Origin of the sequence: Flavobacterium sp. CF136, assembly GCF_000282055.1 — a bacterium.
Classification (GTDB): Bacteria; Bacteroidota; Bacteroidia; order Flavobacteriales; family Flavobacteriaceae; genus Flavobacterium.
Genome location: NZ_AKJZ01000008.1, coordinates 41,679 through 60,146, shown reverse-complemented (window position 1 = coordinate 60,146; position 18,468 = coordinate 41,679). Strand labels below are relative to the sequence as shown.

Here is an 18,468-nt window from a genome sequence, read left to right as displayed (position 1 = left end):
AAACACTAAATATGAAAAAACTAGGACTTGTAGGCGGAATCAGCTGGGTTTCGACAATTGATTATTATCGATTTATAAATGAAGGAATCAACGAGAAATTAGGAGGTCTTAATTTTGCAGAGTGTATTATTTATTCTTTGAATTTTGATGATTTTCAGAGAAATAATACGAATGACAATTGGGATGCAACTTTTGAATTGCTTTTAAATGCCTGTAAAAGTTTAGAAAAAAGTGGTGCCGAAGCAATTGTTTTATGTGCTAATACAGCGCATGCAGTTTCAGACAGACTTGAAAAAGAAATACAGCTTCCTATTATTCATGTTGCAACAGCTACAGCAAACAAAATAAATGAACAAGGATTAAAGAAAGTAGGTTTGTTGGGAACAAAATTCACCATGGAGATGGATTTTTATTTCAAAAAACTTACAGAAAATAATATAGAAGCAATTGTTCCTTTTCTTCAAGAAGAACGAGATTTTATTCAGCAGACTTTAAAAGAAGAGTTAGGACGGGGAATAATCAAGGAACAAACCAAAAGAGCCTACCTTTCTATTATTGAAAAATTAATTGAAAATGGTGCTGAAGGAATTATTTTGGGCTGTACTGAAATTCCAATGTTGATTAGTCAGGAAGATGTTGCGGTCCCGGTTTTTGATACCACAAAAATACATTCGGAAGCAGCGGTAAATTTTGCCGTTTCATTAGATTAAAAAATTGAAATGCCTGACAATAAGAAAAAAATAATTGCTGTTTCCGGAAGTACAAGAAAGAATTCCAGTAATTTTAAAATTCTGAAATTTATTTCTGAACATACAAATAGTCAGTATGAGGTTGAAATATTCGAAGATTTAGAAAGTATTCCGCACTTTAATCCGGATTTAGATACCGAAAATCCACCGGAAGAAGTAACGATTTTCAGAAATAAAATTTTGGCTGCTGATGGTGTAATAATCTGTACGCCGGAATATGTTTTCAGTTTACCGGGAAGTTTAAAAAACGCCTTGGAATGGTGTGTTTCGACAACAGTTTTTTCAAATAAAAAAGTAGGTCTGATAACTGCTTCGGCATCCGGAGAAAAGGGACATGAGCAATTAAGCCTGATAATGAAAACGATTGAAGCTAAGTTTGATGATAAAACGCAGCTTTTGATACAGGGAATTCGAGGTAAATTAGATGATGAAGGGAATATTATTGATGAAAAAACGTTGCTTAATCTTCGGGAATTCATCAGGAATTTTGAAAAACATATTGAAAATTAATAATAAATAAAAAAGTATGGAAAGTTCTGTTACAAGTAATGAGTTTCTTTTTGCAGAAGAAATAGAGTGGGAAATTGTAGGTGAAGGTATAAAACGTAAAATTTTAGCTTTTGATAATCGCGCAATGTTAGTCAATGTCTATTTTGAAACCGGAGCTATTGGTACTTTGCATGAGCATTATCATACTCAGGTTACGTATGTGGCAAAAGGGAAATTTGATGTTACTATAAACGGAGTTACAAAAATGCTGAAAGAAGGAGATAGTTTTTACATTCCTCCACATGCAATTCATGGAGTTTTATGTGTAGAAGAAGGAATGCTCATAGATGTTTTTAGCCCGATGCGGGAAGACTTTATGAAATAATAAATGTCCTTTTTTCAATAGAAAGTGTAATTGCAGGTTCTGCCTATGGATTATTACTGTAGAAACCTGAATAATGGCAAGCGGTAACTATCGGATGTGTAGTTTTGTACTATTATCATTATTAGTCTCCAGACTTACTTACAAATCAAATCCTAAAAAATAGAAAGCACAAATTGATATAAAATTAATTCGTAAATTTGCATTCAAAATTAAAAATAACAACAATGGAAAACGGAATATACGCTAAATTCAACACAAGTAAAGGTTCGATTTTAGTAAAACTTGCGCATGATTTAGCTCCTGGTACCGTAGGGAATTTTGTAGCTCTTGCAGAAGGAAATATGGAAAATAAAGTAAAGCCTCAAGGGAATAAATTCTATGATGGATTAACATTTCACAGAGTAATTCCTGATTTTATGATTCAGGGAGGTTGTCCTAAGGGAACAGGAACAGGAGATCCTGGTTATAAATTTGATGACGAATTTCACCCAAGTTTAAAACACGATCGTCCGGGAGTTTTGGCAATGGCAAATTCAGGTCCTGCAACTAATGGTTCTCAATTTTACATCACACACGTTCCAACTTCATGGTTAGACGGTAAGCATACTGTTTTTGGACATGTTATCGAAGGTCAGGATGTTGTTGATGCTGTTGCTCAGGGTGATGCTCTTGAAACGGTAGAAATCATCAGAGTTGGAGAAGAAGCAGAGAAATGGAATGCTATTGAAGCTTTCATCGCTTTAAAAGGTGCCCGACTTAAACGTGATGCAGCTTTAAAAGCAGAATCTGAAGCAAAAATGGAACAATTGGCTGCTGGTTTTGATAAAACGGATAGTGGTTTACGTTATAAAATGATTCAAAAAGGAGATGGTAAAAAAGCTGAGGCAGGTAAAACGGTTTCGGTACATTACGAAGGATCTTTAGAAACAGGAAAAGTTTTTGATTCATCTTACCCACGCAAAAAACCAATCGAGTTCAGATTAGGACAAGGTCAGGTTATCGAAGGCTGGGATGAAGGTATCGCTTTATTGCAGGTAGGAGACAAAGCCCGTTTTGTAATTCCATCTGATTTAGCTTATGGCGCAGCTGGTGCAGGAGGAGTTATTCCACCAAATGCAACTTTGATTTTTGACGTTGAATTAATGGACGTAAAATAAGTAATTAGATTAGTTTTAAATTAATCTTAATAATGAATCCCATTCGCTTGACGAATGGGATTTTTTTTATATTTACTTAAAAAACATAGTCAATGAAATATAAATTTTTTACCCTTGCAGCAGTAATCGTGTTTATGGTTTCCTGCGGTACACAAAAAAACACTCCAGTTGCTGCAGCACAGCCAGCTGAAACTGTAAAAGCTGAGGCTTTGACGCCTGAATTAGCAGAAGGTCAGAGCCTGTATTCTAACAATTGTGCAAAATGCCACAAATTATTCGAGCCGAAAAAATTTACACAGGAAGAATGGCACCCAATTTTGGTAAAGATGCAGAAAAAAGCGAAGCTGGATGATGTTCAGATGGCCTCGATTACGGATTATATTCATTCGCAATTATAAAAAGTAAAAAAATACAATCACAAATTTCATCAATTTGCACGAAGCTATTTAGTGTAAATTGGTGAAATTCGTGTTTTACTTCCACTTGATATTACAACCAATACTTGGTTTTTGAGGGTTTTTGAGACTTCTGTTATAAATCAGGGCATCAATAGCACTTCGTAAATCACTTCCGCTTAACGGAATTCCATTATTAGGTCTCGAATCATCCAATTGTCCACGGTAAAATAAACGATTTCGATTATCAAATAAATAAAAATCAGGGGTACAGGCAGCATCATATGCTTTGGCAACTTCCTGACTTTCGTCAAATAAATACGGAAAATCTATTTTGTTCTTAAAAGCAAATTCGGTCATCATTTCCGGAGAATCCTGCGGAAACTTTTCAATATCATTACTTGAAATTGCAATTACACCAAGCCCTTGGACCCGATAATCATTTGCAATCATAACAATTTCATTGATGACATGAAGCACAAATGGACAATGGTTGCACATAAAAATGACAAGAGTTCCTTTCGATCCTTTTAAATCTTCAAACGTATAGTCATAGTTAGAATTCGTGTCTTTAAGTCTGAACTCTGGAGCAATAGTTCCAAGAGGTAACATATTTGAAGGAGTTTGTGCCATTTTTTAGAATCTTTATTCAAAAATAATCTTTAAATTCTTAAAAGAAAGAGCACAAGGATAAAAAATATCCAAAGAGGCGTTTATTTTAAATAGCCGGCTCTTTGGATATATTAGTTATGAATTTAAAAAATCAAGTAAATCTTCATTTAGTCGTTCTCTTTCAGTATAAAATAATCCGTGTGGAGCGCCTTCATAAACAATATAGGTATTGTTCTTAATTGACTCGGATGCTTTTTGTGAAGTAAGCCCAATCGGAACTATTTTATCATCATCTCCATGAATAATTAAGGTAGGGACTTTTATTGTATGAAGTTCGTCTCTAAAATCGGTATTCGAAAAAGATTCGGCACATTTTAATGTTGCACGCGGAGAAGCAAAAGAGCATAACATTCTGTAATATTCCAATAAAGGAGTACTTAATGGTTTATTGATGATATTTATACCGAAAAACGTTTTTCCAAAATTATCTACAAATCCTATTCGGTCTTCTTTGATAGCAGCTGCAGTTATTTCACTTTTTTCTCTGGGATGTCCATCAGGATTATCATCGGTTTTTAATAAAAAAGGAATAATTGACGAAATTAAGGCTGCTTTTGTAACCCCTTTTCCGTTATGACGGCTAAAATAACGAACTACTTCACCACCACCCATAGAAAAACCTACAAGCGTTACATTTTCTAACTGTAGCTGATTAATAATTTCACTTAAATCATCTGTCAGAGTATCATAATCATAACCATCCCAGGGTTGTGATGATTTACCAAAACCACGGCGGTCGTAAGCAATTACCCTAAAATTATTCTGCACTAAAAATTGTATTTGATATTCCCACATTTCATTAGAAAGCGGCCATCCATGAATCAGGATTACCGGTTTTCCTTTACCATAATCTTTTACGTATAGTTTTACGTTTTGAGCAGTTTCAACGTACTTATCTGTATTTTGCTGCAGGACATCAAAATCTGATTCACTGATAGCTTCAAAGGTGTTTATTAAATTATTTTCCATTTTGTATTTTTTTAGCGTTAACTTAATCTATAAAATTAAAGGATACACTAAAAAAATAATTATAGAATTAGGAGTAATAATTACAAAATTAATAGGTTTGTAAAAAGTAAAGAATTTAAAAGAATATGGATTTAACCTGGAGCGAATTTGAAAAAGTCGACATGCGTGTTGGAACTATAGTTGAAGTAAGTGATTTTCCAGAAGCAAGAAAACCTGCTTATCAGCTTACGATTGATTTTGGAACAGAAATAGGTGTCCGAAAATCTTCGGCACAAATTACCAGACGTTATTCAAAAGAAGATTTATTAAACAGACAAATTGTAGCCGTTGTTAATTTTCCTAAAAAGCAAATAGGTAAATTCATGAGCGAATGTCTGGTCCTTGGCGCCGTAGGCCAAGAGGGAGACGTTATTTTATTAGCTCCCGATTTTAAAATAGAAAACGGATTACGAATAGGTTAGTTTTACTATTCAGTCACAGTTTTCAGTTATAGTTAAATACTGAAAACTGTGACTGAAAACTAAGAAATTTTCTCGATCAATTGTTCTAAAATCAATTGTCCTTCTTCCCAATATTTTAAATCAGAATCAGAGTTGATGTGTCCTTTTTGTCCCACATTTACAAAATCGCTTCCCCATTTTTCGGCAAAATATTCTTTTCTTTCAAAAGAAGCGTAAGGATCATTTTCGCTGGCCACAACAATTGATGGAAAAGGTAATTTTATAGTTGGCATTGGAGAAAAGTTTCTAACGCTTTCCGGAGTATGCTGAGGCGAATCTACATCTGCAGGAGCTACCAATAAAGCACCAACTATATTTTTGTTATTATTTGAAGCTGCCCAATGCAGAACCAAAGAAACCGCCAAACTGTGTGCTACAAGAATAGTCGGACTGTTTAGCTTAGAAATTTCTTCGTTTAGTTTTTCGATCCATTCTTCACGAATAGGTTCATCCCAATTGTCCTGAACAATTCGATTGGAGTTTTTAAATTTTTCATGCCAAAAGGTTTGCCAATGTTTTTCGCCTGAGTTTCCCAGTCCTGGTAATATTAATAAATTTGTTTCCATTGCCGTGGATTTTTTTAGAGATTATTTTTATTGGTATCTGAATCGTAATATTTAATGTTGGATTTCGTTTATAACTTTTAGAAACAGAAGTTTAAATATATAAAAAAAGTCCAAAATGCAGGACATGTTGGACTCGTACTTTTTAAAAAGTTATTTTGAACTAAATATCGTCAAAATCAATATCGGTAAAGCTGGTTCTTTGTCCCTCAGGTTTATCGGAACCGTATTCTTTTTTAAAATCTCTTTGATGTCTTTCAGAAATTACTTCTTCGCCTTTGTGGTTCAGGACATATGAAGTCATTTCTTCTAATATTTCTGCAAAAGAACTAAAATCTTCTTTGTATAAGTAAATTTTGTGTTTTTTAAAATGAAAAGAGCCGTCTTCTTCAGTGAATTTTTTACTTTCGGTAATTGTAATATAATAATCGTCAGCTTTGGTTGCTCTCACATCAAAGAAATAAGTTCTTCTTCCTGCTCGTAATACTTTAGAAAAAATCTCTTCTTTTTCTAACATGTCGTTTTCTCTCATAATACGTTCTATCATTTTGGAATTAATAGTACTCAAAAATCATAAAAATTTATTGATTACACAACAATTAAAGTAATTCTTTTTCCGAAAGTTGTTTTAAATATAACGACGAATAATAACCGTCCTGATTTATTAATTGATTATGAGAGCCTTGTTGGATGATTCGGCCATCCTCTAAAATGATTATTTTATCTGCATTTTTTGCAGAAGAAACCCGATGGCTGACAATTATTGTAGTTTTATCTTTACAGATTTTAAACAAATTATTTAAAATTGCTTCTTCTGTTTCTGTATCTACCGCAGACAGGCAATCATCAAAAAGTAAAATCGCCGGGTTTTTAATAATCGCTCTTGCAATTGAGACACGTTGCTTTTGCCCGCCCGAAAGAGTGATTCCGCGTTCTCCCAAAATAGTATCGTATTGTTTGTTGAAAGTGATAATATTATCATGGACAACAGCATTTTTAGCGGCTTCAATTACTTCTTCATCAGTAGCATTCTGATTGCCAAATTTGATATTGTTTTTAATAGTATCCGAAAACAAAAAGGCATCCTGAGGAACAATTCCGATATTATTTCTCAAGTCATTTAAGTTTAAAGTACTTATTTCATTTTCATCGATTGTAATTTTTCCTTCGGTAACATCATACAAGCGTGAAATGAGAGATAAAATTGTAGACTTTCCGGAACCTGTTTTTCCTAAAATAGCTAAAGTTTCTCCTTTTTTTACTGTAAAAGTGACATTTTTTAAAGCTTCAATATTAGTATCTTCATAAGTATAACTTACATTTTCAAAAGAAATTGTTCCGTTAATATCTGATGAATTCTCATTGTTATTTTTGATTTCGGGTTCAATTTTCAAAAATTCATTCAGACGTTTTTGAGAAGCTTCTGCCTCCTGAACCATCGAAGAAACCCATCCTAATGACGCGACCGGCCAGGTTAGCATATTTACATATAAAATAAACTCGGCAATGGTTCCTATATTCGGAATCGTTCCGTTGATATACATTACACCTCCAAAATAAATCACTACTAAATTACTGATTCCGATAAGAGCAATCATTAAAGGTCCGAACAGCGATTGAACTTTAGCCAAATCCAAACTTTTGCTTTTGCTTTCATCGGCAAGGGCCACCATATTATTTTGATGTTGATTTTCTAAAGAATAAGCTTTAATTACACGGATTCCTGAAAATATTTCTTGTGAAAAACTGGAAACTTTAGATAAATATTGTTGGAAAGTAGTACTTCGTTTATTGATTTCTGAACTTAGCTTAAAAATGCAATACGAAAGAACCGGTAATGGGAGGATTGTATATAAAGTCAATAAAGGAGAGACATTATACATATACAGAATAACAATCGCAAAACGGATAAAGGTGTTTATCGTATACATTACAGCGGGACCTACGTACATACGAACTTTAGAAATGTCTTCGCTGATTCGGTTCATTAAATCTCCAGTTCTGTTTTGCTTGTAGAAATTTTGAGAGAGATTTTCATATTGTTTAAAGACTTCATTTTTTAAGTCAAATTCAACATGACGCGACATTACAATTAAAGTCTGACGCATTAAGAAAGTTAGAAAACCTGCAACAATTGTAGTAGCTATGATTAGCAGTACGTTATGAATTAAATCCTGACGATAAGATGCTATAATTACCTGAGATACCTGATCGGATTTTGGCAGTTTATCAAACTTTTCAATCGCATTTAAGGATTTACTAATAAGCTTTGGAGTAAATAAAGAAAAAATTTGTGCGATTATGGTGATTAAAATACCTAAGGAAAAACTGTATTTATATTTGATGAAATATTTATTTAAATAGCGTAATTCTTTCATTTTTATAATATATTCTATGTCAGATTTGACAAATTCTGTAAACTATTCTTAATATAATAATATAGAATTAGTATATTTCGCAACACTATTTATTTATTACATTATCATTATTAGGTTAAAAAATTAGCACATATGTATTTTTTGTTTAAGTTTGAGATATCTTATTGATGAATTCGTAATTTTAACAAATAAATAGTAGCGCTATGGATGCAACTTTCACAACTGGAAAGGAATTTCAAAAAATGGATCCTGTTTTTGGTCAGTTATCTTTTGACGATCACGAACAAATTGTATTTTGCAATGACAAAGATACAGGTTTAAAAGCAATTATTGGTATTCATAATTCAGTTATGGGGCCGGCTTTAGGAGGTACCAGAATGTGGAATTATAATACTGAATGGGAAGCTTTAAATGATGTTTTGCGTCTTTCAAGAGGAATGACTTATAAAGCTGCAATTACCGGACTGAATATTGGTGGAGGGAAAGCGGTAATTATTGGTGATGCCAAAACGCAAAAAACACCTGAACTAATGCGTAAGTTTGGTGAATTTGTTCATTCATTGAGCGGAAGATATATTACTGCGGAAGATGTTGGAATGGAGACTAAGGACATGGACATTGTCAGGGATGTAACGCCTTATGTTACCGGAATCTCTGAAGAAAGAGGCGGGTCCGGAAATCCTTCGCCTGTAACTGCATACGGTGTCTATTTAGGAATGAAAGCGGCTGCAAAAAGTCAGTTTGGTTCTGATGTTTTAGAAGGTAAAAAAGTTTTGGTTCAGGGAATTGGACACGTGGGTGAAACTTTGGTTGAATATTTGACTAAAGAAGGAGCACAGGTCACTATTACTGACATTAACGAAGAAAAATTATATCAGGTAGCTTCAAAATATAATGCAACAATTTATACCGGAGAAGATTTATATACTGCCGATGTTGATATCTACGCACCATGTGCTATGGGGGCAACGATTAATGATAATACAGTAAACAAAATTAAGGCTAAAGTTATTGCCGGTGCTGCCAACAATCAGTTAGCTGATGAAAATGTTCACGGAGCAAGATTACAGGAAAGAGGGATTTTATATGCACCTGATTTCCTGATTAATGCTGGCGGAATTATTAATGTTTATGCTGAATTAGAGCATTATGGCAAAGCAGAAATCATGAGTAAAACCGAGAATATCTATAACACTACTTTAGAAATTATCGATTATGCTGTGAAAAACGGAATTACTACGCATAAAGCAGCACTTACAATTGCTCAAAACCGTATTGATTTGAGAAAAATTGAAAACGCCGCGAGGAAATAATTTTTTAGTTTACAGTTTACAGTCTCAGTATTCGGTCACAGTTTCGCAAATGAAAACTGAGGCTGAAAACTGAGACTTTTTTGAATCTGAAAACTGAGACTGATCACTGCGACTGATTTTTTGTTCGAAAATTAATTGGTTTAAATTTTAATATCAGGCGTTAAATACTTATTTTTGCACCCTAATTTTTAAATGTTCTTACAAGGTGGTAAATAGAAGACACTTACGCGTTAAAGTCATGCAATCCATTTATGCAATGCATCAAAGTGGTTCTGATAATTTGGAAAAAGAAGAGAAATTTCTTTTTTACAGTATTGACAATATTCAGGATTTATATCTTATCATGCTTTCTTCATTGATTGAAATTTGCAAAAAAGAATCGGTTTTTTTACATCTTTCAAGCAAAAAACATCTTGCAACTGCTGCAGAACGTAATCCGAATGAAAAATTTATCAAGAACAAAATTTTTCAACTACTTGCCGAAAGCAACTCACTTAGTATCGCTTTAGAAAATCGTAAAATCAATAACTGGACATTGAATGATGACTATATTTTGTTGCTTTTGAATGATATTAAATCAAGTGAATTGTATGCAAAATACATGAGCAATTCGACTAATACTTTTGAAGAAGACAAACAATTTGTAATTGATTTGTTTACTGATGTTATTGTTCCAAATGATAAATTATACGAATATCTGGAAGATGATAAATTAACATGGGTTGATGATATTCCTGTTGTAAATACTCATATTATTAAGCAATTTAAAGCAATCAAAACCGAAAATCCGGATGATTTCAGAGTGCCGAAATTGTACAAAGATGTTGAAGATAAGGATTTTGCAAAAGATTTATTCAGAAGAACTGTTTTAAATGAATCTATTTTTGCAAAAGAATATGATGATAAAACACCAAATTGGGACAGCGACCGTATTGCAGAAATTGATACGATTATTTTAAAAATGGCTATTTGCGAGTTTTTAAAATTCCCTTCAATTCCGGTAAAAGTAACTCTTAACGAATATTTAGAAATTGCAAAAGAGTATTCTACGCCAAAAAGCAGTATTTTTATCAACGGAATTTTAGATAATCTGGTTAAAGAACTGGAAGCCAACAAAAAGATGATTAAGGTTGGAAGAGGTTTGATGTAATGAGAATAAATTTAAAAATAATAAACATAAATCCTAAACAATAAAAAAACAAAAATTATGCAAGATGTAATGAAATTTGCTCCTTATTTACTAATGTTTGGAGTTCTTTATTTCTTTATGATTATGCCAGCTCAAAAAAAGGCAAAAAGAGAGAAAGAGTTTGCTCAAAGCTTAAAAGCAGGAGATAAGATAATCACTATTGGTGGTATTCATGGAAAAGTTACTGAAATTTCTGAAGCTACTTTAGTTATAGAAACAATGTCAGGAAAATTAAAAATAGACAGATCTGCTATTTCTCTAGACAAGACTGCTGCTTTGAATAAAAAAGCATAAGTTTTTTTAAATTTCAAGAAAAATATAAATCCCAAACCCCAACGTAATGATTGGAGTTTGGGATTTTTTATGTCTGTAATCTTGTCATTTCGACTGAAAGGAGAAATCACACAAGAAATTCCTCAAAGAAAATCTTTGTCGATCACCTATTGTGTGATTTCTCCTTTCAGTCGAAATGACAAAAAAATGGGTAAAAAAATCTTTGTCAAAGTTTTAAACTTTGACAAGATTGGAATTTCTAAACTCTACCTATATTTATCATTCAGTCCAACGTTCTCCAAAATCATCGGAATAATTTTCTCAATCCGGGATAATTTAGTTTTCTCTTGCTTGGCCGTTTCAATATATTCTAAGAACTCATATTGTTTATAAGGAGAGAATTTCTGAAAAGCTTCCGCTAAAGCCGGGTTCTGACTCATTTCCTTTTCCAGCAATTCAGAAATAATAGCTTCTTTCTTTGCCGGTTTGATAATCTTTCCTTGCTTTTCGTTTTCAATAGCTTCCAGAATATAGTCTAAAACCTCTTTTTCATTCACTTCTTCTTTTGAGGTAAATCGCCACTGACGCAAAGATTTTGTTTTATCTTCCTGAGCATTAATGAGCTTCTTTTTATCATCTTTCAGGAAAACTCCGTTAAAAAACCAAATCGCAAAATAATCTTTAAAACCGCCAAGGCCAATAATATTTTTCTTTTCATAAACAAAAACAGGACCACCCCATTTTGTGGTTTCAATAAGTTCGGTTTTATCAATAATAGATTTGAGAAGGAGTAGTTCTTCTTCCCATTTATTACTGTGTTTCCAAACGCTATTTGAAGTTGGTTCCACTATTTTTTTGTTTTAGATTTTTCAGTTACATCAAAAATTCCCGGAATAGCAGTTAATTCAGCAATTTTCACAATTACGTCAGTTGCTTTTTGAATGCTTTCTGCCGGAACATATTCATATTTGCCGTGAAAGTTATGACCACCTGCAAAAATATTCGGACAAGGTAATCCCATGTATGATAATTGCGACCCGTCTGTACCGCCTCGAATAGGTTTTATGATGGGTTTTATATTTAATTCTCTCATTGCTTTTTCGGCAATATCAACAATGTGTTTTACAGGAAGTACTTTTTCTTTCATGTTGTAATACTGATCTTTAACTTCAGCAATTACAATATCTTCACCAAATTGTTTAGCGAATTTTCTATTGATTTTCTTGGCAATTTTTCCAATTAAATCTTTACGTTTTTCAAATTTAACCTTGTTGTGATCTCTGATAATAAGCTCTAAAACAGTTTCTTCAATACTTCCTGTTAAATGATGAACATGAAAAAAACCTTCGTAACCTCTAGTTTCCTGCGGAGTTTCTTTTTTTGGAAGTTCGTTGATGAAATCATTTGCAATCAGCATCGAATTGATCATTTTTCCTTTGGCATAACCAGGATGAACACTTTTACCTTTGAAAGTAATTTTAGCTCCTGCAGCATTAAAATTTTCATATTCTAATTCGCCAATCTGGCTTCCGTCCATAGTATAAGCCCATTGCGCACCAAATTTCTCTACATCAAAATGATGAGCACCACGACCAATTTCTTCATCCGGGGTAAAACCAATTCGGATTTTTCCATGTTTGATTTCCGGATGCTGAACTAAATATTCCATTGCTGAAACAATTTCCGTGATTCCTGCTTTATCATCGGCACCTAACAAAGTAGTTCCGTCTGTAGTGATAATAGTTTGACCTTTATATTGTAATAAATCTTTGAAGTAATTTGGAGATAAAATGATGTTTTTCTCCGCATTCAGAACAATATCTTTTCCGTCATAATTTTCAATAATCTGAGGTTTTACATTGGCCCCGCTAAAATCGGGAGAAGTATCAAAATGAGATACAAAACCAATTACAGGCACTTCGTGATCAACATTACTTGGTAAAGTAGCCATGATGTAAGCTTTGTCATCTATAGTAACATCTTCTAAGCCAATAGTTTTTAGTTCTTCTACTAATTTATTGGCCAGATTCCATTGTTTCTCTGTGCTTGGTGTTGTTTGCGAATTTGGGTCTGATTCTGTATCAATCGTTACATAACTGATAAAACGATCTATAATATGTTGCATTTGTTTGTTTTTTTAGCAAAGATAAACAATTATTCAGGCGGTTGATAAATGTAAATTATTGGTACTGCAAAAATGAAAAAAATGAAAGTTTGCCACGAATTCCACAAATTAGCACGAATCAATTTAAATTTAAAAATGGAATTTTTAAGTTTATTAGGACTCAATTTTTTATTAGTGAAAATTAGTGAAATTCGTGGCAAACTATTTTGATGGTTTATTGTACACATCTAAAACCAATATGGTTTGCTGGAGACTGATAATCGCCTTTTCCTCTTGTACCTACCATATAGCGTGTACAATATTGATCTGTACATAAAAATGACCCTCCACGCTGCACCTTTTTTGGTAAACCTGGTTCTGTGGGATCGTATGATGAGTCCGGGCCTTTAGGATTTCGGGCTATTTCACCATTTTGACTTAAAGTTGAATAATAATCTGCTGTATACCAATCATTTGTCCATTCCCAAACATTTCCTCCAACATCATATAATCCATATCCATTTGGTGCGAATTTGGCTGTTGGAGCTATGCCTATATAGCCATCTTCACCCGTATCTCCTTTTTCCATAGGAAAGTGGCCCTGATAAATATTGGCCTGAAATTTTCCTTTTGGTTTTAATGTATTTCCCCATGCATAAAGTTCTCCTGTTTTTCCACCACGGGCTGCAAATTCCCATTGGGCTTCAGTAGGCAATCTTTTCCCAGCCCATTTTGCGTAAGCTGCAGCGTCTTCATATGAAACCTGAACGACAGGATATTTTTCTTTTCCTTTTATTGAGCTCATTGGCCCTTCAGGATGTCTCCAGTCTGCACCTCCAACATAGCTCCACCATTGCATGTAATTGTTTAAATCTACTTTTGCAGGAGTAGGAGTAAAAACTGCTGATCCGGCAATCAGATTCTCTACAGGAACATTAGGATATTCTTCAATAGTTGGTTTTTTTTCGGCTAATGTTATATAACCTGTGGCTTTTACAAAAGCTTCAAATTGTTCATTCGTAACTTCTGTTTTATCCATATAATAGCCATCAACATACACACGGTGAATTGGTGCTGCGTCTTTTGTAACTCCTTTTATACTGCATAAGCTTTCATCTTCTACATTACTCCCCATTGAAAATTCTCCACCAGGAATCCAAACCATTCCTTTTGGTGTTTTGTTAATTGGAGGTGTGTTTTTATTTTCTATTGTTGGTTTGAATTGTGATTCTCCGGAAGTCTTAGCTGTTTCTGTACAATCCATTGCTTCTGGTTTATCTTTTGCTGTATCAGGTTTTGTAAAACCATAGGTAATTGCAAGGACAGATATTGCCAATATTGCAAAAATCCAATACGTTTTATTTTTCATTGTAAACAGATTTAATTGAAAGTAATTGTCAATGGCAAAATTAAGTTAAAACAAAAAAATAACCCTATAAAATTCTATTTATTTTATAGGGTTAGTCAAATTAAATTGTTTTTGTTTATTTATCTTCCTCAACAAGAACAACTTCGTATTTATCTTTGCCGTCAACCTGAACGGGCTGGTAGTAAGTTTCTCCAAATTTTATGTATTTTACATCTCCAATTGTAACTTCTTCACCACCTTCGGGAAGACTATCAACCAAAGTTCCTGCAGTTGGTGCAACTACTCTATATGAGTTTCCGTCTTTTTCATAATAAGTACCGCCGTAATAATAATTGTTTACTGTACCGGTATAGACTGTTTGAGCTCCATCAGGGATATTATTTACAATTCCTCCAACAGGGGCAGGTACTGCTTCATAACCACCATTGTACGGTGCATACCAGACGCCCTGATCGTAATGATATGGCGTGCTTTGTACGTTAACTACAATTGCCGTAACAGCCAGAGTTGTTGCAAAAAATCCCCATGGGTGCCAAACCGGTCCCCAGTAATAAGGTCTGTATGGATGATAATAATACGGATGGTACACATAATATCTATAACCGCTATATCTGTAAGCCGGACGCGCATAGACCACAGTATTTCTTCTTACAATTGTATTGCGGTTGTTGCGAATACGAACATTGTTATTTACATTAATGGTAACGTTGTTTTGGCTTCTATTTACAGTACTCCTGCGAATGTTTGTGTTTTTATTTCCAGTTTTATTATTTCTGTCAGGTGTAAAAGCAGCTCTGTTGTTAGTGAATTTTTTATCTCTAATTTTTGATGTAGGGGGATTTGATGGCATTGTTGCCCTATTGCCATTAACAGGTCTGTTAATTGTTGAAATTTTGTCGTTTACAGATGGTCTGGAAGCTGCAGACCTTGTATTGGTTGAAGGTCTTGATTTTACTTGTGGCCTTGCTTGTGTTGGTCTTTCGGTTCTTTGTGTTCTGTTATTCTCGCGCCGTTGTGCGAAGCCATCTGTTGAAATCAGAAAAAATGATCCTATCATACCTGTCAGAATCATCTTTTTAAGGGAGTTTAGAGTGGTTTTCATTTTTTATTGTATTTATTGTTTATATGGGTTAGATAAACAAAAGTGATTTTGGTTTAAAATTCCTTATGAAACTGATTGTTCTTTTTTGAACGGAGTAAGTAATTATAAATCCAGGCTCAGAAGGAACAAGGTAGTTTTTTTGTTTTTCTAACTGTTTGTTTTAAAGTAAATTATATCTAATATACTCATTATATTTTCAATTTTATTGAAAACAGTGTTCTAAATTTTGCCGCTTGTATTAAGCTATAAAATTTGTTTTCTGTAAAAAAGAGGCATTTTCAAGTATTATAATTAAATTTGCAACCAAAAAAATAACAACAATTCCCTATGTATAAATTGATAATTCGTCCGATACTTTTTTGTTTTGATCCAGAAGAAGTACATTATTTTACTTTTTCATTCGTTAAATTCATTTCAAAAATACCGGGAGTTTCATCAATAATCAAATCAATTTACGAGGTAAAAGATACTCGCTTAGAACGAGAAGTTTTCGGGATTAAATTTAAAAACCTGGTAGGATTGGCTGCAGGATTTGACAAAGATGCCAAATTATACAAAGAGCTTTCTGATTTCGGATTTGGTTTTATAGAAATAGGGACCGTTACACCCGTTGGACAGGAAGGAAATCCTAAAAAACGTTTGTTTAGATTAAAAGAAGATCAGGCGATTATTAACCGAATGGGGTTTAATAATGGCGGTGTCCTGGAAGCAGTAGAGCGCTTAAAAAAGAATTCAGGTGTTTTAATTGGAGGAAATATTGGAAAAAACAAAGTGACTCCAAACGAAAATGCTGTAGACGATTACATTATTTGTTTTGATGCATTGTTTGACCATGTAGATTATTTTGTGGTGAATGTAAGTTCTCCAAATACACCAAATTTAAGAGCATTACAGGATAAAGAACCTCTAACAGCTTTGCTTCAGACATTACAAGACAGAAATGTGGAAAAGCAAAAAACAAGTGCCCAGAAAATAAAACCAATTCTTTTAAAAATTGCTCCGGACTTAACAGATGAACAATTATTGGATATTATTGATATTGTAAAAACTACGCAGATTGCGGGTGTAATTGCAACAAATACTACGATTTCAAGAGATGGGTTACAATCTCAAAATCAATCTGAAATGGGAGGTTTGTCAGGAAAACCATTAACAAAACGGTCTACTGAAGTTATTCGTTTTCTTTCTGAAAAAAGCAATAAAGCATTTCCTATTATTGGAGTAGGAGGAATACATTCAGCGGATGATGCTATAGAAAAACTTAATGCAGGAGCAAGTTTAGTGCAGTTATATACCGGTTTTATTTACGAAGGACCGGCTTTGATAAAAGCTATAAACAAAAAGGTTCTAAAGCAGTTGTAAAAGTAAAGCCTGCACGATTAATCCCGTGAGGATGGCAGTTCCAAAACTTATTAAAGTACCAATTAAAACATATTCGGTAAGTTTTCTGTCTTTGGCTTCTTTTAAATCTCCAAATCTAAAAATTGATTTAGCAGCCAACAGAAATCCGATTGCTTCAAAGTGTCCTGTCAGAATAAAACCGAAAACAAATAATCGTTCTAATATGCCAATATAATTCCCTGCGCTCGCAAGTGAATTATCAATATGGCTGTTTGATTCTTCAGGACTCCAAATCGAAATAATCGTTTTAATGAAAATTGAAGTTGGTTTTGTTATAAATAAAAGCCCGGTTATCAATATCCAAAACTGATTACCAAACCAAAGGAGCTCTATCGTTTTATTTTTATATAGAAATACAATCCCGATTAAAATTAAGATATGTGCAATTTGATCTACAACAAACCAAGTGCGTTTTGTTGTGCTTTTTTGAAAATTTAATTTGATTAAATCAATAACCCCATGGGTTACAGCAATTAGAATTGCATAAGGTATAAACTGAATTTCTCCAGTCAAAAGTGCTGCTAAAATTCCGTGCAAAAGAATATGAAGGTATAAATAAATGCTTTTATGTTTTTTAGCTTCCTTATCGGCTACCCATGAGTTTGGCTGCCATATAAAATCGCCCAGTAAATGTGCTAAAAGTAGTTTTATAAATAAAATCATGATGTTGTAAGTTGTTTTATCTGTGATCTGAAATAACGTTCTAAATTCATAACCAAATCAAATTGGGCGCGTTTTTGTCTTCGGCTTACTGCTGCCTGATTGATGCCTAGTTTTTGCCCTAATTCTTCTTGTGACAAAGTTGGGTTTTCTATTGCAATAGCTACAAATTCAGCAGATTGTACAAGCCAATTGTCCATAAAAGTCAAAGCTAACTGAATCATCAGGTTCATCCTTTCATCTATTAATCCATCGCCCGTTCTCATGGCTAAAGTTACTTTTTGTTTTTTTAAAGTCTCAAAAAGTTCTCCGGAATTTATAAAAGCGGAGCCATAGCTTTCGGATATTTTTTCGCCATTATGCGTTTTATCTCCAAAACCAATACTCATTCGGGCATCTAATTTTATGGCTCTTAACTGTGCTTTTATTAAAATAGCAGACAATAAAGCCTCTTCGGGATTTGTTATTTCGATTTGAAATTCATCGCCTCTGTAAACCTCCCACTGACTTGGTGTTTCTCCAAATGGAGATAAGATTTTTTTTAAATCTTCTACCCAATCTTTAGATTTTTGCTGTCTTGAGTCAATTATGTCGCCTGTAATTACACTAGTCATAGATTCAAATATAATTAAAAATAAATAAACTTACTATTACAAATATACGTAATATTTTTAATTATTACGCTTTTATGTAATAATTTTAATTATTACCTTATTTGGTAATGTTTTTTAATATTACAATATTGCGTAATAGTAAAATTTAAAGAAAATTATAACTTTTATTTCTTTAAAAAAGAAACT

General features: G+C 33.3%; 21 protein-coding genes. 10 read left to right on the top strand and 11 right to left on the bottom strand.

The features are described 5' to 3' along the window. Positions 1–11 precede the first annotated feature (11 nt). From PMI10_RS02750 to PMI10_RS02730, 5 genes are all read left to right on the top strand, one after another. Positions 12–710, top strand: coding sequence for an aspartate/glutamate racemase family protein (locus PMI10_RS02750; protein WP_007804236.1), 699 nt, complete (start codon positions 12–14; stop codon positions 708–710). Positions 711–719: 9 nt separating this feature from the next. Next, positions 720–1,259: an NADPH-dependent FMN reductase gene (locus PMI10_RS02745; protein WP_007804235.1), complete on the top strand. Its 540-nt coding sequence runs from the start codon at positions 720–722 to the stop codon at positions 1,257–1,259. Positions 1,260–1,275: 16 nt separating this feature from the next. Then, the gene (locus PMI10_RS02740; RefSeq protein WP_007804233.1) at positions 1,276–1,623 is read left to right on the top strand and encodes a cupin domain-containing protein; all 348 of its coding nucleotides are present in this window, start codon (positions 1,276–1,278) and stop codon (positions 1,621–1,623) included. Between the two features lie 224 nt (positions 1,624–1,847). After that, positions 1,848–2,780, top strand: coding sequence for a peptidylprolyl isomerase (locus PMI10_RS02735; protein WP_007804231.1), 933 nt, complete (start codon positions 1,848–1,850; stop codon positions 2,778–2,780). Between the two features lie 92 nt (positions 2,781–2,872). After that, entirely contained in the window at positions 2,873–3,178 is a 306-nt protein-coding gene (locus tag PMI10_RS02730; RefSeq protein ID WP_007804230.1) for a c-type cytochrome, read from the top strand. A gap of 75 nt (positions 3,179–3,253) precedes the next feature. Here PMI10_RS02730 and PMI10_RS02725 read toward each other — a convergent pair whose 3' ends face one another. Together PMI10_RS02725 and PMI10_RS02720 are read right to left on the bottom strand one after the other, a co-directional pair. Further along, positions 3,254–3,808, bottom strand: a complete 555-nt coding sequence (locus PMI10_RS02725; RefSeq protein WP_007804228.1) for a thioredoxin family protein — start codon at positions 3,806–3,808, stop codon at positions 3,254–3,256. Between the two features lie 114 nt (positions 3,809–3,922). Then, positions 3,923–4,816 carry an alpha/beta fold hydrolase gene (locus tag PMI10_RS02720; protein WP_007804226.1) on the bottom strand — a complete coding sequence of 298 codons (894 nt, stop codon included), beginning with the start codon at positions 4,814–4,816 and terminating at the stop codon, positions 3,923–3,925. A 125-nt stretch (positions 4,817–4,941) separates the two neighbouring features. On the opposite strand from PMI10_RS02720, the gene PMI10_RS02715 reads away from it, so the two are divergent. Then, positions 4,942–5,277, top strand: a complete 336-nt coding sequence (locus PMI10_RS02715) for a tRNA-binding protein (RefSeq protein ID WP_007804224.1) — start codon at positions 4,942–4,944, stop codon at positions 5,275–5,277. A 59-nt stretch (positions 5,278–5,336) separates the two neighbouring features. On the opposite strand, the gene PMI10_RS02710 is transcribed toward PMI10_RS02715, so the two are convergent. The 3 genes from PMI10_RS02710 to PMI10_RS02700 all read right to left on the bottom strand — a co-directional run bounded on the left by PMI10_RS02710 (position 5,337) and on the right by PMI10_RS02700 (position 8,257). Then, positions 5,337–5,882 (bottom strand): RBBP9/YdeN family alpha/beta hydrolase, encoded by a 546-nt coding sequence (locus PMI10_RS02710; protein ID WP_007804222.1) that lies wholly within the window; start codon positions 5,880–5,882, stop codon positions 5,337–5,339. Positions 5,883–6,042: 160 nt separating this feature from the next. Then, positions 6,043–6,411 (bottom strand): PUR family DNA/RNA-binding protein, encoded by a 369-nt coding sequence (locus tag PMI10_RS02705; protein ID WP_035631252.1) that lies wholly within the window; start codon positions 6,409–6,411, stop codon positions 6,043–6,045. A gap of 67 nt (positions 6,412–6,478) precedes the next feature. Continuing rightward, positions 6,479–8,257, bottom strand: coding sequence for an ABC transporter ATP-binding protein (locus PMI10_RS02700; RefSeq protein ID WP_007804219.1), 1,779 nt, complete (start codon positions 8,255–8,257; stop codon positions 6,479–6,481). 203 nt (positions 8,258–8,460) lie between these two features. Between PMI10_RS02700 and PMI10_RS02695 the strand changes: the two genes are divergently transcribed. The 3 genes from PMI10_RS02695 (at position 8,461) to yajC (ending at position 11,053) form a co-directional block, all read left to right on the top strand. Next, entirely contained in the window at positions 8,461–9,570 is a 1,110-nt protein-coding gene (locus PMI10_RS02695) for a Glu/Leu/Phe/Val family dehydrogenase (protein WP_007804217.1), read from the top strand. 238 nt (positions 9,571–9,808) lie between these two features. Continuing rightward, on the top strand, positions 9,809–10,720 hold the full coding sequence (nusB, locus tag PMI10_RS02690; RefSeq protein WP_035631249.1) for a transcription antitermination factor NusB: 912 nt from the start codon (positions 9,809–9,811) through the stop codon (positions 10,718–10,720). Positions 10,721–10,777: 57 nt separating this feature from the next. Beyond that, entirely contained in the window at positions 10,778–11,053 is a 276-nt protein-coding gene (yajC, locus tag PMI10_RS02685; protein WP_007804213.1) for a preprotein translocase subunit YajC, read from the top strand. 245 nt (positions 11,054–11,298) lie between these two features. Here the strand turns inward: yajC and PMI10_RS02680 are convergent, their stop codons facing one another. From PMI10_RS02680 to PMI10_RS02660, 4 genes are all read right to left on the bottom strand, one after another. Continuing rightward, complete coding sequence (locus PMI10_RS02680) at positions 11,299–11,880, bottom strand: YdeI/OmpD-associated family protein (protein WP_007804211.1); 582 nt, start codon at positions 11,878–11,880, stop codon at positions 11,299–11,301. Further along, complete coding sequence (gene pepT / locus PMI10_RS02675; RefSeq protein ID WP_007804209.1) at positions 11,880–13,157, bottom strand: peptidase T; 1,278 nt, start codon at positions 13,155–13,157, stop codon at positions 11,880–11,882. The genes PMI10_RS02680 and pepT overlap by 1 nt, the downstream gene beginning before the upstream one ends. A gap of 214 nt (positions 13,158–13,371) precedes the next feature. After that, positions 13,372–14,505 (bottom strand): formylglycine-generating enzyme family protein, encoded by a 1,134-nt coding sequence (locus PMI10_RS02665; RefSeq protein ID WP_007804207.1) that lies wholly within the window; start codon positions 14,503–14,505, stop codon positions 13,372–13,374. Positions 14,506–14,620: 115 nt separating this feature from the next. Continuing rightward, the gene (locus PMI10_RS02660; protein ID WP_007804205.1) at positions 14,621–15,607 is read right to left on the bottom strand and encodes a DUF6515 family protein; all 987 of its coding nucleotides are present in this window, start codon (positions 15,605–15,607) and stop codon (positions 14,621–14,623) included. Positions 15,608–15,934: 327 nt separating this feature from the next. Here PMI10_RS02660 and PMI10_RS02655 point away from each other — a divergent pair, with 327 nt between their 5' ends. Next, positions 15,935–16,969 (top strand): quinone-dependent dihydroorotate dehydrogenase, encoded by a 1,035-nt coding sequence (locus tag PMI10_RS02655; protein ID WP_007804202.1) that lies wholly within the window; start codon positions 15,935–15,937, stop codon positions 16,967–16,969. Here PMI10_RS02655 and PMI10_RS02650 read toward each other — a convergent pair. Beyond that, on the bottom strand, positions 16,955–17,671 hold the full coding sequence (locus PMI10_RS02650) for a DUF3307 domain-containing protein (protein ID WP_007804200.1): 717 nt from the start codon (positions 17,669–17,671) through the stop codon (positions 16,955–16,957). The two genes, PMI10_RS02655 and PMI10_RS02650, sit on opposite strands and share 15 nt — an antisense overlap. Beyond that, the gene (locus PMI10_RS02645; protein ID WP_007804198.1) at positions 17,668–18,282 is read right to left on the bottom strand and encodes a hypothetical protein; all 615 of its coding nucleotides are present in this window, start codon (positions 18,280–18,282) and stop codon (positions 17,668–17,670) included. The genes PMI10_RS02650 and PMI10_RS02645 overlap by 4 nt, the downstream gene beginning before the upstream one ends. Positions 18,283–18,468 lie beyond the last annotated feature (186 nt).

Bases quoted from the DNA above. Each gene is read 5' to 3' on its own strand.
- PMI10_RS02695 (WP_007804217.1), top strand. From the start codon at position 8,461: ATGGATGCAACTTTCACAACTGGAAAGGAATTTCAAAAAATGGATCCT.
- PMI10_RS02705 (WP_035631252.1), bottom strand. From the start codon at position 6,411: ATGAGAGAAAACGACATGTTAGAAAAAGAAGAGATTTTTTCTAAAGTA.
- PMI10_RS02650 (WP_007804200.1), bottom strand. From the start codon at position 17,671: ATGATTTTATTTATAAAACTACTTTTAGCACATTTACTGGGCGATTTT.
- PMI10_RS02665 (WP_007804207.1), bottom strand. From the start codon at position 14,505: ATGAAAAATAAAACGTATTGGATTTTTGCAATATTGGCAATATCTGTC.
- PMI10_RS02700 (WP_007804219.1), bottom strand. From the start codon at position 8,257: ATGAAAGAATTACGCTATTTAAATAAATATTTCATCAAATATAAATAC.
- PMI10_RS02720 (WP_007804226.1), bottom strand. From the start codon at position 4,816: ATGGAAAATAATTTAATAAACACCTTTGAAGCTATCAGTGAATCAGAT.
- PMI10_RS02745 (WP_007804235.1), top strand. From the start codon at position 720: ATGCCTGACAATAAGAAAAAAATAATTGCTGTTTCCGGAAGTACAAGA.
- PMI10_RS02655 (WP_007804202.1), top strand. From the start codon at position 15,935: ATGTATAAATTGATAATTCGTCCGATACTTTTTTGTTTTGATCCAGAA.
- yajC (WP_007804213.1), top strand. From the start codon at position 10,778: ATGCAAGATGTAATGAAATTTGCTCCTTATTTACTAATGTTTGGAGTT.
- pepT (WP_007804209.1), bottom strand. From the start codon at position 13,157: ATGCAACATATTATAGATCGTTTTATCAGTTATGTAACGATTGATACA.
- PMI10_RS02735 (WP_007804231.1), top strand. From the start codon at position 1,848: ATGGAAAACGGAATATACGCTAAATTCAACACAAGTAAAGGTTCGATT.
- nusB (WP_035631249.1), top strand. From the start codon at position 9,809: ATGCAATCCATTTATGCAATGCATCAAAGTGGTTCTGATAATTTGGAA.
- PMI10_RS02730 (WP_007804230.1), top strand. From the start codon at position 2,873: ATGAAATATAAATTTTTTACCCTTGCAGCAGTAATCGTGTTTATGGTT.
- PMI10_RS02725 (WP_007804228.1), bottom strand. From the start codon at position 3,808: ATGGCACAAACTCCTTCAAATATGTTACCTCTTGGAACTATTGCTCCA.
- PMI10_RS02750 (WP_007804236.1), top strand. From the start codon at position 12: ATGAAAAAACTAGGACTTGTAGGCGGAATCAGCTGGGTTTCGACAATT.
- PMI10_RS02715 (WP_007804224.1), top strand. From the start codon at position 4,942: ATGGATTTAACCTGGAGCGAATTTGAAAAAGTCGACATGCGTGTTGGA.
- PMI10_RS02660 (WP_007804205.1), bottom strand. From the start codon at position 15,607: ATGAAAACCACTCTAAACTCCCTTAAAAAGATGATTCTGACAGGTATG.
- PMI10_RS02645 (WP_007804198.1), bottom strand. From the start codon at position 18,282: ATGACTAGTGTAATTACAGGCGACATAATTGACTCAAGACAGCAAAAA.
- PMI10_RS02740 (WP_007804233.1), top strand. From the start codon at position 1,276: ATGGAAAGTTCTGTTACAAGTAATGAGTTTCTTTTTGCAGAAGAAATA.
- PMI10_RS02710 (WP_007804222.1), bottom strand. From the start codon at position 5,882: ATGGAAACAAATTTATTAATATTACCAGGACTGGGAAACTCAGGCGAA.